This is a genomic window from Gordonia aquimaris, from assembly GCF_026262595.1.
Classification (GTDB): domain Bacteria; phylum Actinomycetota; class Actinomycetes; order Mycobacteriales; family Mycobacteriaceae; genus Gordonia; species Gordonia tangerina.
In genome coordinates this window covers 39,167-53,516 of the sequence record NZ_JAPKFM010000031.1, presented here as the reverse complement: position 1 = coordinate 53,516, position 14,350 = coordinate 39,167, and the positions used below count along the sequence as shown (strand labels likewise).

The window sequence follows — 14,350 nt, the reverse complement described above, 5'->3', positions numbered from 1 at the left end:
GTGATGGTGCGCATACTCGTGGCCGACGACGACCGGGTGGTCGCCGACGTCGTACGGCGTTATCTGCAACGTGACGGAATGGAGGTGACGGTAGTGGACACCGGTGCCGCGGCACTTGCCCACATCGCCGTCGAGCCCATCGATCTCGCCATCCTCGACGTGATGATGCCCGAGGGCGACGGCATCGAGGTGTGCGAGACGATCCGCGCCGGAAAACACGCCGACCTGCCCGTCATCATGTTGACCGCGCTCGGCGAAGCCGACGACCGTGTCGCCGGGCTCGAATCCGGCGCCGACGATTACGTGGCGAAACCCTTCAGCCCCCGCGAACTGAGCCTGCGGGTGCAGTCGGTGTTGCGGCGGGCACGGGCGAACCACACCGCGCCGGCGGCGTCGATCACCGACGGCGAGATCTCGGTGGACCCGGCGTCCCGTGCCGTGTTGGTCGGGACGCGTGAGATCTCGACCACCAAACGCGAATTCGATCTGCTGGAATTCTTCGTCGCGCACCCGGACGCGGTGTTCACGCGCGAGGAACTGCTCGACCGGGTGTGGGGGTGGACGTTCGGCGACATCTCGACGGTCACCGTCCACGTCAAACGGCTGCGCGCCAAACTCGGTGCGGCGGCACGGATCGAGACGGTGTGGGGTCGCGGGTACCGATGGAACGCGGCGCCGGCGCCGCGAGAGCGGAGCAACAGGTGAACACCGAGACCCTACGCATCTTCGCGGTGGCGTTGGCGATGACGGCGCCGATCGCTGCGGCGGGCGCCGCCGTAATCTATCTCATCCGGGGAATGTCGTTGCGTGCCAACATGGTCGCCATCATCTTGGTGCCGTTGGCGGCAACCTTCACCGCGATCTTCGGGGTCAGCGGCTTCATGTTCACCGACGACAGTTCGCGGGTGGTCGCAGTGCTTGCGGCGGTGGCGTTGGTGACGGCGCCGCTGGCCCTGCTGCTCGGGCATTTACAGGCCAAACGCACCGTGTGGGAACGTCAGATGCGTGCGCAGGAACGTGCCGCCGAACATTCGCGTCGCGAACTGATCGCCTGGGTGAGCCACGATCTGCGGACTCCGCTGGCCGACATCAAGGCGCTGGCCGAGGCGCTGTCGGATCAGGTGGTCACCTCGCCCGACGAGATCGCCGACTTCGCCCGCGAGATCGACACCAACACGATCCGGTTGTCGCAGATGGTGGATGACCTGTTCGAGATGTCGCGCATCAATTCCGGTGCGATGACCCTGGAGTTGGAGCCGGTCGACGTCCGGGAGGTGGTCGACGAGGTGACCACCGCTCTCGGTGGTGCTGCTCGCCGCGCCGACATCTCCCTCGGTGTCGTCGCCCCGAACACGCCGGTGGTGGCCACGGCGAGTTCGTCGGCGCTCTCACGTGTCCTGACCAACCTGGTCGTCAATGCGATCGCGCACACCGGGCGGGGTGGGTCGGTAGATCTGGTGGTCGCCGACCTCGGCGCGAGCGTGTCGATCGCGGTGGACGACGACGGCTCCGGGATCCCTGACGAGGACCTGCCGCGGATCTTCGAGGTGGCCTACCGGGGCACCACGTCGCGTAGTCCGGTCAACGCCGACGGGTTGCCCGTCGGCTCCGGTATGGGTCTGGCGATCGCCCGCGGTCTGATCGAGGCGCACGCCGGTGAGATCGTCGCGGCCAACACCGAACGGGGCAGCCGATTCGAGGTGGTGCTGCCCCACACACCGCGCGCACCGCGTACGGATACGTCGGTCCGCGCCGAACTCGGCCGGTCAGCGCGCCGCATCACGTAGCGGCGCCGTCGCGAATTCGGCGAGACCCTCGTCGGGGCCGATGCGCGCGGTGAAACCCAGCGTCTCCCGTGCTCGGGTCGGATCGGCGACGATGTGCCGGATGTCGCCGGGCCGCACCTCGCCGGTCACCACGGGAGTCGGTCCGGTGATGCGCCGCGCCAACACACCGGCCACTTCGCCGATCGAGATCGGTTGTCCCGAACACACGTTCAGTGCGGAGAATCCTTCGGTGTGCGCGGTGATCGCCATGGTGTTCGCCCGTGCCACGTCGTCGACGTGGACGAAATCGCGCATCTGGCCGCCGTCTTCGAACACCAGCGGGGCCTGTCCGGCGGCGAGTCGGGAGCGGAAGATCGACGCGACTCCCGCGTACGGGGTGTCCCGCGGCATTCCCGGTCCGTACACGTTGTGGTAGCGCAACGCGACCACTGCACCGCCGGTCGCGATGGACCACGCACGCGCGTAATGCTCTTGGGCCACTTTGCTCGCCGCGTACAGACTGGTGGGGCGCAGCGGTGCGTCCTCACCGGTCAGTTCCCAGGAGATGAGCTGCCCGTCCTTGGTGTGATACTCGAAATCTCCGGCGTCGGTGCGGGCCGGATCGCGGACTGGGATCTGCTCGACCCGACTACCGTCGGCTGCCCGCAACCGACCAGAGCCGTAAACCACCATCGACGACGCCAGAACGAGCCGGCCACACCCGGCGCGATGCATCGCCGCCAGCACGGCCGCGGTGCCGAGGTCGTTGTGTCGCGCGTACAGCGGTGCATCCGAGGCGGTGACGCCCATCCCGACCATCGCCGCCTGATGGCACACCACGTCCACGCCGTCGAGGAGGTCGGCGATCGCGTCGACGTCGGTCACGTCCACCCGCGTCACCCCGGTCGGGATCTGCGGCGATCGGCCGTGGGCTTCGGGGATCATGGCGTCGACCGCGACGGGGTCGATGCCCTGTTCGCGCAACTGACCGACGATGCGTGACCCGATGAATCCGGCTGCGCCGGTGACCAGAACCCGGGTCACGAGATCTCCGCGAGCACGGCGTCCACATCGTGATCGGCTGCTGCGCAAGAGCAGTCGGCTGACACATCGATTGTGCGGATCGCGTCGAGCAGCAGACCGGCGAATGTCGGCAGATTCCGGGAGAACTCGGCGAACACCTCCGCCGCGGTCACCCCATCGCCCTCGGACACGCCGGCGTCGAGATCGGTGACCAGGCAGGCATTCGCGTAGCAGATCTGCAGTTCGCGAGCCAGCGCCGCCTCGGGGTGCCCGGTCATGTTGATGACCGACCAACCCTGGGCGGCATACCAACGACTTTCGGCGCGCGTGGAGAACCGTGGGCCGTCGATCACCACCAGCGTGCCGCCATCGACCGCGTCCGATCGGGTCATCGCCGCTCGCAGCGCAGGGCAGTAGGGGTCGGCCAGCGACACGTGGATCGGCCCGTGCGAGTGGCCGGTTGGTAGCCGATCGAAGAAGGTCTGGGCGCGTCCTCCGGTACGGTCTACCAGCTGATCCGGGATGATCACCGTGCCCGGCCCGTTGTCTGGCTGCAGCCCGCCAACTGCGGATGCGCTGAGGATGCGGCGTACGCCCACCGACCGCAGCGCCCACAGGTTCGCCCGGTAAGGGACGGTGTGTGGCAGGTATTCGTGGCGCGCGCCGTGGCGGGGGAGGAAGACGATGCGCCGACCGTCGAGGGTGGCCTCGGTCAGGACCGCCGACGGATCGCCGAAGGGGGTCTGGACACGATGCTCGACGACGTCGTCGAATGCCGCCTCCTCGGCCAGCCACGAATAGAAGCCCGAACCGCCGATGACCCCGATCGCTGCGTCTCGTTCGACCATGCCGCCATCATCGCCGAGGAACTCCGGTCGGGGGCGCAGATCGGCACGACGGTCACACTTTCGTCACCGGCCGGGCTGTGGTTGCCGGTGGCGTGGCCGCGGACTTCGCACAGCGACCGGGCAGGTTGTCCGAACACGGTGAACGCGCCCGGTGCGCGCGGTACCTTTCGACCATGCTGCGATCCCTGCGCGTTCTCGCCGGACTGTGCGTGGTCGCGGCGCTCTCCGGTGTCGGCACCTCACCCGCGCTCGCCACACCGTCGTCGGGGATCTCCGCGGTGACGGTGGCAGAGGGGGACATCCCGGCCGGACTGCTGCCGTTCGTCCCCGACGGTGTCCATGTGGCCGTGCGGGAGATCACGATCGCTCCCGGTGGCACCACCGGCTGGCATTATCACGACGGCGATCTGGTCGGACTGGTGCGATCGGGGACCCTGACCCACCCCGGCCCGGACTGCGTCCCGACGATCTACGGTCCTGGGACGATCATCGAAGAGCCGCGCGGGCAGCAGAATACGCATGAGGGCGAGAATCTCGGCGACGTACCCGTGGTGCTCGACGTGCTCTATCTGATTCCGCTGGGCAAGCCGTTGTCACAGGACGCGGCGGCGCCGCCATGCGCGCAACCGTAGTCGGCGCGAGTCACAGGAACTGACGGCGCGAACCGGGAACATTCGCGAACTCCGGCAACGTCATACTCTCGTTCGGCCGATGGGCCGGAACCCCAACCGGGTCTACGAGAGGAACACCAATGATCATCGCCATCTACAACCTGGGCGTCGCCATCTGGAATCTGGTCGCCAGCATCATTTGAGCACAGCCGACCGGCCCGGCCCGGGACGTCGGACGGCCGCTACGCGAAATGCGCCCCACAATAGCGCCCCTACCAGAACGTTCGTGAACACAGTGTTTGCGAAGGTGCTGTGCGGGGTGGTTCTGTGGGGCGCATTTCTGCTGGATCGACACACAGAAGGCGGGTGCTACACAGCTCGCGACCAGTGAACCTCAAGTGATCCCCAAGCGTGGTCGGCGAACCTCATCGGTGAGGACACCGAGACGAGGAGTACACCATGGCCGCGCGAACACACACGGTCCCGACGCCGCGCTGGGCGCATCGACGCTGGACGTCGATGCTGGACACCACCGCGGTCGCCGTCCCGCAGATCCTGATGATGGGACTGATCATGTTCGCCGTTGCCGAGAGCCCCGCACCTGCCACCGAGTCGACCGAACTGCCCCCGGTGGTCGTGGTCGCGCGGTGATCCGATCCCGGCCAGTCCGGCCACTCACTTCTTGGTGCGCCGGCTCCCGCCGTGCCAGTCCTCTTGCAACCCGGCTTCGGTGGTGTCCACCCCGAACGCGGTCAGCTGGGGACGCTCGCGCAGGCTGCGCTTCAGTTCGGCGAAACCGGGAAAGCGGGCCAGCCCGACGACGTGATCCCACAGTTCGACGGCATCTTCGTCGCTGGGCAGACGGCTGATGACCGGGCCGAAGAACGCCACCCCCTCTGGCGGCTCGAAGTGGATGATCGGCGTGCCGACGTCGCGGCCGGTCAGCCCCAGCGCTTCGTCGGTCTCGGCCCGGATCTCCGCGTCCAACGATGTGTCGTCCAGCGCGGCGGCGTGATGGGCCGGCAGGCCCAGTTCGTCCAGCACAGGTTTCAGAAAGTTCTCGGTGCCTCGATCATCGCGTCCATCGACGATGTAGGTCCCGGTGTGCGAGTCGAAGATCCGCGTGCCGAACGCCTCGTACAGTCGTCCGATCGGTTCTCGTCCGTGTTCGCGTCGCACGCTCGCGGCGGCCCGGAGCAATCGCAGTCCCGCAGTGTGCCCGGCCTCGTATTCGGGCGGGAAATGACTGTCGTAGTCGATGTGCGAGTTGAGCAGCCGAAGCGAGATGAACCGCCAGTCGACGTTGTAGTCGCGTTGCGCCTGGACCTTTCGAACCCACTTGCTGGTCATCCAGGCGAAGGGGCAGACCGGGTCGAAGTAGAAGTTGATGTCGGACATCGGTGTCGCTTCCGGTTGCGGACGGGTCTCGGACTCGACCATAGCGCGCACGATGGGTGGCCGGCGTTTCCGTGGAATGTTGACCAGGCTGTGCACAGATCGGGTCATCGTCTGACGATTGAGCCTCGACATGACAGATTCGGCTCCGTGGCCATTCACCCTGCAGAGCGCGAGGTCTCGTACTCGATTCGTCCGATCCGATGAGCTGCGGCCTTCCATCCCGAGCTCACCAACCCGACTACACTCCTGAGCATGTCCCGCCCAGCTCGCGCCCATTTGCTGTCGCTCGATGAGTGGTGGGAAAGCGGCGAGGACCGTGAGGTCCGAGTCGAACTGCAAGAGGGTGTGCGGATAGTGGCGCCTCGGCCGCGACCCGCGCACGCACGCGTGGTGTTGAGTCTCGCCACTCAACTCAGCGACCAGCTCCCACCGGGCTTCGAGGTGCTGATCGAGGTCGATGTCGTGATCGATCCCAACACCCCGGCCACCGTGCGCGTGCCCGACCTCATCGTTCGCTCCACGACGTCCGTGGAGTTCCCGATCACCGCCGATCAGCTGGCGCTGGCCATCGAGGTGATGTCGCCGGGCTCGCGACGCACCGATCGCGTCACCAAGAGCAGCGAATACGCCGAGGCGGGCATCCCGCACTACTGGATCGTCGATGAAGACCTCTCGGTGACTGCATTGAAGCTGACACCGGGCGGTTACGTGGCGACCGGCTTCGTCGGCGACATCGTGACGTCGACCCCGTGGCCGATGCGGATCTCGCTGGAGCGGTGACGACGGGCCGAGGCAAAGTCTCGCCAGGTCGGGCGTCCAGGCGGATACTTGCAGTCTGTGGACACCATCGCAGTGCAGGACCGACTGTTCCCGACGAGGACCTGCTTCGGTTGCGGACCGGCCAACGAGCGCGGGTTGCGTCTGAAGAGCTTCGTCGACGGCGGTTGCGTCGTCGCCACGTTCACCCCGTGGCCCGAGCACGACAACGGGATCGGGTATCTGAACGGCGGCATCATCGCCACACTGCTCGATTGCCACAGCGCCGCGGCGGTCATGAACGAGGCGTCGGTGCAGGGGTGGCACTCACTCGACGGAGCGCTGTTGCCGTTCGTCACCGCGGGTATCGACGTCCGCTATGTCCGACCGAGCCCGCTCGATCTGCCGGTCGAGCTCCGCGCGACGATCGTCGAATCGGTCGAGACCGAGATCGTCTGTGATGTCGAACTGCGTTTCGACGAGAAGGTCCGCGCCACCGGACATGCGGTGTGGAAACGATGGCGGCCCAGGTGAATACGACCTCCCGCGACGGATGTCCGATGCCTCACCGGCAGCCGGTTTCGGTGGGTCCGTACACTGCCGGGGATGCCGACTTCTGATCCAACTCCGCGTCCGCTGGCCCGACGAGCCCTCCGCACCACCGCGGTAGTCATGATGACTCTCGTGTTCGGTGCGCTCGGATTCATCCAACCGGCGTCCGCGGACGTGGTCCTCGGTGGCCACGCGGTAGGCGGCAAGATCGGCGAGGCCTATCTCGGCAGCGGTGGCGTGTTCAAGTGGGGTGTGCCGACCTCCGACGAACGCGCTGCGGCCAAGGGCGGTCGCTACCAGACCTTCGCCCGCGATGTCACCTTCTACTGGCACCCGTCGGCCGACGATGGCACCGCGCACCAGATCGGCGGCGCCATCCGGCAGCGGTGGCAGGCGGCGGGCGCCGAGCGCGGACCGGTCGGATTCCCGGTCACCAATGAGTTCAAGGCCGGCAGCGGACGCGCCAACGACTTCACCGGTGGGTCGATCTGCTGGAGCAAGACCGGCGGTGCGCAGATCGTGTGGGGCGGTATCTTGCAGAAGTGGCGGGCCACGGGGGCGGCCGGCGGGTATTACGGTGTGCCGCTCGGCGGCGAGTACCGTGTCGGGTCGCGCTTCGCCCAGGACTTCGCCAACGGGACGATCTTCTGGCCGTGAGTGTCGGCGCCGGCAGCGGATGCGGCCTCGGCTCTGGCCACGTCGTAGTGGCGTTGGCCGCGGTCAACCAGCGATGAGTACGCGATGATCGACGGCGCAATCGGCGAATAGTCGGCGTACGGCGACGCGGGCCCAGGCGCACCGGAAGTACGGTTCGCGCTGCGCGTGGGCGCGGGCGTTGACCGAGTCGGGGCCGTGGCGCGTCAGCATGTTCTGCATGCGCTCGTCGAGGGGCAGATACTGTCCCTGTGGTCCCGACGTCTGGTCGGCCACGGTCAAGGCGTCGCTGACGGCGTCTTCGGTGAACTCGAAGCTGCTGAGTTCCTCGCCGAGGCCGTGTATCTCGGCGCAGAATCGCGCTCCGGAGTGGTGGGCCACCAGAGCGCAGATCTCCGGCGACCATCCCAGCGACTCGAGGTGGTGGGCACCGTCGATCGGATGGAATCCGCAGGACGCCAATTGTGGCGCGTACCCGACGTCGTGCAACCACGCCGCCGCGATCAGCGTCGGCCGATCCGCGGTGGGTACCGTCTTGGCCAGCCCCAGCGTCCTGGACACCACACCTTCGGTGTGCCTCAAACGTGATGGCAATGGTGTCAATAGTTTTCGTGACAATTCCGCTGCAGAAAGCACCAGTGGGTGCATACTCGCATCTTCACTCATGACCAACCCCCGACTATCACCCCGAAGGTTACTAGGCAGTAAGTCTCAACGCGAGTTGTGTGCACTACGTCACTACCTGGTGCATCAGACGGTCGAGAGTCGCCGTGACATCGGCCGCGTTCTGGCCGGTTCGCGCGTCCGATCGTCCCGGGCGGGGTAGGAATGGTCGCAGGGGGATCCACCGTGCGACGAAGGAAGTGACCATGAGCGAGACCGACGACTGGAATACCCAGATCATCAACGAGTTCCGTGCGAATGAGGGCAAGGTGGGTGGCCCGTTCGAAGGTGCGCCGATGGTCCTGCTGCATCACACGGGTCGCAAGAGCGGCAAGCAGAACGTCACCCCGCTGATGTTCATGCCCGATGACGACGATGCGGCGCTGATGTACATCTTCGCGTCCAAGGCCGGTGCCCCCTCTCATCCCGCCTGGTATCACAACCTCACCGCGTCCGGAAGCGCCCGTGTGGAGGTGGGCACCGAGACCTTCGACGTCGCCGTCAATGAGGTCGTCGGCGACAACCGCGACCGTATCTACGCCGAACAGGCCAAGCGGTATCCGGGGTTCGCCGAGTACGAGGCCAAGACCGCAGGTGTCCGCACGATCCCGGTGCTGGCGTTGCGACGGGTTTGAGTACTCGCGCGCGTCGATGCGTCGAAGCGGGGGCGTCGGCGGCTGTCCCGGAGTACAAACGAAGAATGAGTGACAGCGCCGTCATCGAGATCGGTCGTGACCGGAATCCCTTCGGCGTCTCCGGCGTCGTCCGCGACGACGATGGCGTGCCCCGGTACACGGGTCTGCCGGCGACGCTGGTCGACGTTGTCCGCGAGCGTGCCCTGTCGGCTCCGAAGGACGAGGCCGTCGTCGAACTCGGTGGACGCCGCCTGACGTACGCCCAGTTGTGGGACGAGGCGTGCCGCGTGGCGGGCGGTTTGCGAGAGCAGGGCGTGACAAAGGGCGATCGAGTCGCACTACGGTACGCGGCGGGTGTGGACTGGGTGCTGGCCTTCTGGGGCACCGTGCTGGCCGGCGGTGTGGTGGTGGCGGTCAACACACGAATGGCCGACGCCGAAGTGCAATTCGTGCTCGACGATGCCGCGGTGCGGGTGGATCTCACCCCGGACACGCCGCTGCCTATCGGGGAGCCGTACGTCGCCGACGACCTCACGGCTCGCGACGTCGCAGCGTTCTTCTACACCTCGGGAACGACCGGCCGGCCGAAAGGGGTGCCCACCACCCACGAGGCGTTCATCACCAACGCCGAGAACATGATCCGGTGCTCTGGCATCTCCCGCGATCTGGGTTCGGATTACCGCACCCTGGTCTCGGTGCCGCTGTTTCATGTGACCGGCTGCAACTCGCAGCTGTTGGTGGCCGCTTATGTCGGCGGTACGTCGGTGATCATGCCGCAGCTCGACGTTGCGACCATGGCCGACGTCGTGGTGGTCGAGCGGATCGGCTACCTGATCACGGTTCCGGCGGTCTACGCATTGCTGTTGAGACATCCCGCCTTTGCCGGCGCGGACGTGTCCGGGGTGCGGGTCGTCGGCTACGGCGGGGCGCCGATCGCGCCCACGCTCGTCCAACAACTCCAGGCTGCCTTCCCGCGGGCGACGGTGATGAACGGCTACGGAATGACCGAGTCCGCGTCACTCATCACGGTGTTGCCCGACGCGGATGCCGTCGCCCACGCCGACTCGGTGGGCTACGCCGTACCGTCGGTGGACATCGGCATCGTGCCGATCGGCGACGACCGGAGTGTCGGCGAACTCGTGGTCCGCGGTGCCAACGTGACCGGCGGCTACTGGCAACGCCCGGATGCGGATGCGGACACCATCATCGGCGGGTGGTTACACACCGGGGACGTCGTTCGGGTCGACGATGCCGGTCGCGTGCACATCGTCGACCGGATCAAGGACATCATCAATCGTGGGGGCGAGAACGTGTCCAGTATCGAGGTGGAGGCGGTGCTGTTGTCGGCCCCCGGCGTGCTGGACGCCGCGGTGCTGCCGGTGCCCGACGACGTGATGGGCGAGAAGGTCGGTGCGGTGCTGGTGTCGGAGTCCGGGGAGCTCGACCTCGACGCCGTCCTCGACCATTGCCGGCGCAGCCTGGCCGACTTCAAGGTGCCGCAGTTTGCCGCCGTGTCGGGAGAAGCGTTGCCGCGTAACGCGGGTGGGAAGCTGCTCAAGCGCAGGATCCGGGACGAGGTGAGGTGGGGAAATCCGTTGCGGTGACGCGTACGTGTCAGTCCACCACATAGGACGTCATCGACAGCGACCCGTACGAGCAACCGTCAACGAGGACGGTTGTGGACGAGTCGTCGGAGGTGCCGGCCGCCAGGCCGGCGAGATACACCGAGGGTAGGAAGTGGTCGGGCGTGGGCACGGCCGCGGCATAGTCGTGGTGGCCGGCCAGTGTCGGGTAGTCGGCGGGGTTGGTGAGCATGACCTGACGTGCGGCATCGTCGAAGCGTTGTGCCCAGTCGTAGCCGGACTCCGGAACGGAGAAGTCGACGGCGCGCAGATTGTGCACGATGTTGCCGCTGCCGATGATCAACACACCCGATTCGCGCAGCGGGGCCAGTTGTGCGCCGAGATCGAAGTGGTAGTCGAGATCGCGTTCGCCGTTGATACTCAATTGGACGATCGGGATGTCGGCGTCGGGGAAGGCATGCGCGAGCACCGACCACGCGCCGTGATCGATACCCCAGCTGTCGGCATCGGTGCCCACCCAGGTGGGTTTGACGACGTCGGCGACCTCACCGGCGAGATCGGGCAATCCCGGTGCCGGATAGTCGAAATCGAACAGCTCGCGCGGAAATCCGTAGAAGTCGTGAATCGTGCGGGGCCGCGCCATGCCGGTGACCGCGGTGGCGTTGATGTACCAGTGGGCACTGATCATCAGGATGGCTCGCGGGCGGGGGACCGACCGGCCGAATTCTGCCCACGACTGGGTGAAGCGGTTGTGTTCGATCGCGTTCATGGGGCTGCCGTGCCCGAGGAACGCCATCGGCATCGTCGAGGGGGATGCAGCGGTCATTGTCGTTCCTTCGCAGTCGGTCGAGGAAGCGCATGCGAGTGTGCATGAATCTTCATGAATTCTGATCGTACGGCCATCTGTATGAAAGTTCAAGAACTTGCTACGCTGCGATCATGACGCTCACTCCGGACGAACAGCGGGCGTTTCGTGGGTTCCTGACGTTGTCGATGCTGCTCGACGATGCTCTCGATGTTCAGTTGCGGCGCGACAGCGGGCTGACCCACTCGCAGTACATGATCCTGTTCCGGCTGTCGGAGGCGCCAGAGAAGACCATCGGCATGCGGCGTCTGGTGGTCCTCGCGCACAGTGAGCAGAGTCGGTTGTCGCACGCCGTCACGGTGATGGAGGGTCGGGGGTGGGTGCGACGGGTCAAGTCGTCCGACGGCAGCGACCGTCGTGCCGTGTCGGTGATGCTCACCGAAGCCGGAATGGACCTGGTGCGTGCGGCTGCGCCGAGACACAGCACCGAGGCGCAGCGACTGATCTTCGATGCCCTGGACGCCGATGATCTCGCACACCTGAACTCGGTGATCGATCGTGTGTTGCCACACATGTCCGCACTCGGACTGGATCTGCCCTCGCCGCAGGAAGACCCGACCATGTGGGATGGTCGGGTCGACCCGCGTGCGGAATGAGCGAACAGGTGGTCAGTCGTCGGTCGACGCCTGGTCTGATCGTGCGCCGGTTGCGACATACTCGGGCCCAGTTGCGAATGTTGCGGGAGGGGCGGCCAGTCGCCGTCCCAGGACCGAATGGCGCCGACCGTAGATAAGGTAGACGACGACACCCAGCACCATCCATGCGACGAAGCGAATCCAGGTCTCCACGGACAGGTTGATCATCAGCCATCCGCACGCGATGATCGCGATCGCCGGGACGATCGGGCTACCGGGAACCCGGAAGCCGCGCTTCAGGTCGGGCCGCGTGCGTCGCAACACTATGACACCGGCGCAGACGAGGACGAAGGCGAACAGGGTGCCGATGTTGACCATCTGCTCGAGTGTCTCGATGGGGAACACCGCCGCGATCACCGCGACGATTCCGCCGACGAGCATCGTGATGCGAATCAGGTTGCCGGACTGGTTGGTTGTGCCCCACGACCGGGGGACGAGCCCGTCGCGGGACATCGCGAACAGCACCCGCGTCTGCCCCAGCATCATCACCATCACGACGGTGGTCAGGCCGGCCAGTGCGCCGACGTTGATCGCTGTCTGCGCCCAGGTCACCCCGTGGTACTCGAATGCGGTCGCCAGGGTGGCCGTACCATCGCCGACAAGTGGTCCGTCGGTACGCAGCTGTCGATAGCTCACCATGCCGGTGAGGACGACGGTGACGGCCACGTAGAGGACCGTGACGATGGCCAGCGAGCCCAGAATGCCCCGGGGAATGGACTTCTGCGGATTCTTGGTCTCCTCGGCGGTGGTCGCCACGACGTCGAACCCGATGAACGCGAAGAACAGCAGGCTGGCGGCGGCCAACAGGCCGTACCAGCCGTAGTCGCTGCCGTGGGAGCCACTGAGCAGCGAGAACAGCGTCTGCTGCAGACCGGCCCCGCTCTCGGTGTTCGCCTCCGCCGGTGGGACGAAGGGCCGGTAGTTGTCGGTGTTGATGAAGAAGGCGCCGACGATGATGACCAACAGCACCACCGCCACCTTGATGGCGGTGACGATCGCCGATACCCGCGACGACAGCTTGACGCCGAAGGCCAGCGTCAGCGTGATGGCACCAATGATCACCACCGCGCCCAGATCCATTCTGACACCGCCGATCTCGACCGTGGTCGCAGTACCGAGGAAGTCGGCCAGATACAGTGACCACCCCTTGGCCACCACCGAACTGGCCAGAGCGAACTCGAGGATCAGATCCCAGCCGATGATCCAGGCGATGAACTCGCCGAACGTGGCGTAAGAGAAGGTGTAGGCGCTGCCGGCGACCGGGACCGTCGAGGCGAACTCCGCGTAACACAAGGCCGCCAGGCCGCAGGCGACGGCGGCGAGGACGAAGGCCAGCGACACCGATGGTCCGGCGACGTCACCGGCCGTGCGGGCCGTGAGGGTGAAGATGCCGGCACCGATGACGACCGCGACACCGAAGGTCGTCAAATCCCGCGTGGTCAGGTCCTTGCGTAATCGACTGCGCGGCTCATCGGTTTCGGCGATCGACTGCTCGACCGACTTCGTCCGCCATATGCCGACTCCGGGCATGGTGTCTCCTCAATGCGAGTTGTGCTCGCGCAGTGTGCATCCGGCTGCCGGGAACTCCCGCTTGTGGCGGTCGGCCGGGGTGCGCGGGATCGGTGTCCGCGGGCTGCGCCCAGGCCTGTCAGGTGAGTGCCGGCAGTGCCCGCCATGCAAGCAGTGTGATGTGGCACACGCCAGATGAAGACGCGAAATCCGGGTCAGGACGCAAAGATCGTCGTATTGACCGGCTTCGTGTGGAAATTTCTTGCGCGCAGAGTCGTGACGACGCTCGCCGGGTGCCGTTGGTGCGTCGTCACCGATGCCACGAGCCGAGCACGATCATCGTCTTCGTCCCGGTCGCCTTGCCGCCCCGACGTAGATGGTTGATGACCTGCTGCAGGTGGCTGTGGTCGCGGGCGCGCACCTTCACCAGCATGTCGGGGTCGCCGGCGATCGTGTAGACGGCCTCCACCTCGGGTATCTCCGTCATCGCCTGCATCATCTCCTCGGGTTGCGACGTGCCCACGTAGCGCACCTCGGTGAAGGCGTGCACCGGCCAGCCGAGTGTCGTCTGGTCGATCGTGGCGGTGAATCCGGTGATCACCTGCTGGGCACGTAACCGATCGACTCGGCGCTTGGTCGCTGCGACGGACAGATTGACCCGGCCGGCCAGCTCCGAGAAGGTGGCGCGGCCGTCCTCGGACAGCAAGGCCAGCAGGGCCAGATCAACATCATCGAGATCGACCATGCGCAACAATTTATCGAAAGCGCTCTCCCGGTGATAAAGGTTTGCGTCACGCGGGTCAGTTCGCGCCAAGTCCTTGCGGCCGCATTTCGGTCGGTCATAGCGTCGGG

General features: G+C 66.2%; 17 protein-coding genes. 10 read left to right on the top strand and 7 right to left on the bottom strand.

Translation table 11 applies throughout. The annotated features are described in order from the left end of the window. Positions 1 to 3 precede the first annotated feature (3 nt). Positions 4 to 705 carry a response regulator transcription factor gene (locus tag OSB52_RS21880; RefSeq protein ID WP_266063507.1) on the top strand — a complete coding sequence of 234 codons (702 nt, stop codon included), beginning with the start codon at positions 4 to 6 and terminating at the stop codon, positions 703 to 705. After that, a complete protein-coding gene (locus tag OSB52_RS21875; RefSeq protein ID WP_266063506.1) occupies positions 702 to 1,787 on the top strand; it encodes a sensor histidine kinase in 1,086 nt (361 codons plus the stop codon). Before OSB52_RS21880 ends, OSB52_RS21875 begins: the two co-directional genes overlap by 4 nt. Here OSB52_RS21875 and OSB52_RS21870 read toward each other — a convergent pair. Beyond that, complete coding sequence (locus OSB52_RS21870) at positions 1,767 to 2,810, bottom strand: NAD-dependent epimerase/dehydratase family protein (RefSeq protein WP_266063505.1); 1,044 nt, start codon at positions 2,808 to 2,810, stop codon at positions 1,767 to 1,769. The genes OSB52_RS21875 and OSB52_RS21870 overlap by 21 nt on opposite strands. Further along, positions 2,807 to 3,637 carry an S-methyl-5'-thioadenosine phosphorylase gene (locus OSB52_RS21865; protein ID WP_266063504.1) on the bottom strand — a complete coding sequence of 277 codons (831 nt, stop codon included), beginning with the start codon at positions 3,635 to 3,637 and terminating at the stop codon, positions 2,807 to 2,809. Before OSB52_RS21865 ends, OSB52_RS21870 begins: the two co-directional genes overlap by 4 nt. 173 nt (positions 3,638 to 3,810) lie before the next feature. Here OSB52_RS21865 and OSB52_RS21860 point away from each other — a divergent pair, with 173 nt between their 5' ends. Then, a complete protein-coding gene (locus OSB52_RS21860) occupies positions 3,811 to 4,269 on the top strand; it encodes a cupin domain-containing protein (RefSeq protein ID WP_266063503.1) in 459 nt (152 codons plus the stop codon). Positions 4,270 to 4,707: 438 nt separating this feature from the next. Then, the gene (locus OSB52_RS21855; protein ID WP_266063502.1) at positions 4,708 to 4,899 is read left to right on the top strand and encodes a hypothetical protein; all 192 of its coding nucleotides are present in this window, start codon (positions 4,708 to 4,710) and stop codon (positions 4,897 to 4,899) included. Between the two features lie 24 nt (positions 4,900 to 4,923). Here the strand turns inward: OSB52_RS21855 and OSB52_RS21850 are convergent, their stop codons facing one another. Beyond that, positions 4,924 to 5,688, bottom strand: a complete 765-nt coding sequence (locus OSB52_RS21850) for a mycothiol-dependent nitroreductase Rv2466c family protein (RefSeq protein WP_266063501.1) — start codon at positions 5,686 to 5,688, stop codon at positions 4,924 to 4,926. A 210-nt stretch (positions 5,689 to 5,898) separates the two neighbouring features. Between OSB52_RS21850 and OSB52_RS21845 the strand changes: the two genes are divergently transcribed. The 3 genes from OSB52_RS21845 to OSB52_RS21835 all read left to right on the top strand — a co-directional run bounded on the left by OSB52_RS21845 (position 5,899) and on the right by OSB52_RS21835 (position 7,611). After that, entirely contained in the window at positions 5,899 to 6,426 is a 528-nt protein-coding gene (locus OSB52_RS21845) for a Uma2 family endonuclease (protein ID WP_266063500.1), read from the top strand. Positions 6,427 to 6,483: 57 nt separating this feature from the next. Then, entirely contained in the window at positions 6,484 to 6,936 is a 453-nt protein-coding gene (locus tag OSB52_RS21840; RefSeq protein WP_266063499.1) for a PaaI family thioesterase, read from the top strand. Between the two features lie 72 nt (positions 6,937 to 7,008). Further along, positions 7,009 to 7,611, top strand: coding sequence for an LGFP repeat-containing protein (locus OSB52_RS21835; protein WP_266063498.1), 603 nt, complete (start codon positions 7,009 to 7,011; stop codon positions 7,609 to 7,611). 63 nt (positions 7,612 to 7,674) lie between these two features. On the opposite strand, the gene OSB52_RS21830 is transcribed toward OSB52_RS21835, so the two are convergent. Continuing rightward, positions 7,675 to 8,256, bottom strand: a complete 582-nt coding sequence (locus OSB52_RS21830) for an HD domain-containing protein (protein WP_268900333.1) — start codon at positions 8,254 to 8,256, stop codon at positions 7,675 to 7,677. Between the two features lie 221 nt (positions 8,257 to 8,477). On the opposite strand from OSB52_RS21830, the gene OSB52_RS21825 reads away from it, so the two are divergent. Both OSB52_RS21825 and OSB52_RS21820 read left to right on the top strand, forming a co-directional pair. After that, positions 8,478 to 8,906, top strand: coding sequence for a nitroreductase family deazaflavin-dependent oxidoreductase (locus OSB52_RS21825; protein ID WP_266063497.1), 429 nt, complete (start codon positions 8,478 to 8,480; stop codon positions 8,904 to 8,906). Between the two features lie 65 nt (positions 8,907 to 8,971). Continuing rightward, complete coding sequence (locus OSB52_RS21820; RefSeq protein ID WP_266063496.1) at positions 8,972 to 10,510, top strand: class I adenylate-forming enzyme family protein; 1,539 nt, start codon at positions 8,972 to 8,974, stop codon at positions 10,508 to 10,510. 10 nt (positions 10,511 to 10,520) lie between these two features. On the opposite strand, the gene ygiD is transcribed toward OSB52_RS21820, so the two are convergent. Continuing rightward, complete coding sequence (gene ygiD / locus OSB52_RS21815) at positions 10,521 to 11,291, bottom strand: 4,5-DOPA-extradiol-dioxygenase (RefSeq protein WP_462795281.1); 771 nt, start codon at positions 11,289 to 11,291, stop codon at positions 10,521 to 10,523. Between the two features lie 137 nt (positions 11,292 to 11,428). Between ygiD and OSB52_RS21810 the strand changes: the two genes are divergently transcribed. Continuing rightward, a complete protein-coding gene (locus OSB52_RS21810) occupies positions 11,429 to 11,950 on the top strand; it encodes a MarR family winged helix-turn-helix transcriptional regulator (RefSeq protein ID WP_266063494.1) in 522 nt (173 codons plus the stop codon). A 12-nt stretch (positions 11,951 to 11,962) separates the two neighbouring features. Here the strand turns inward: OSB52_RS21810 and OSB52_RS21805 are convergent, their stop codons facing one another. Continuing rightward, positions 11,963 to 13,519, bottom strand: a complete 1,557-nt coding sequence (locus tag OSB52_RS21805) for an amino acid permease (RefSeq protein ID WP_266063493.1) — start codon at positions 13,517 to 13,519, stop codon at positions 11,963 to 11,965. A gap of 289 nt (positions 13,520 to 13,808) precedes the next feature. Continuing rightward, positions 13,809 to 14,243: an Lrp/AsnC family transcriptional regulator gene (locus tag OSB52_RS21800; RefSeq protein WP_266063492.1), complete on the bottom strand. Its 435-nt coding sequence runs from the start codon at positions 14,241 to 14,243 to the stop codon at positions 13,809 to 13,811. Positions 14,244 to 14,350 lie beyond the last annotated feature (107 nt).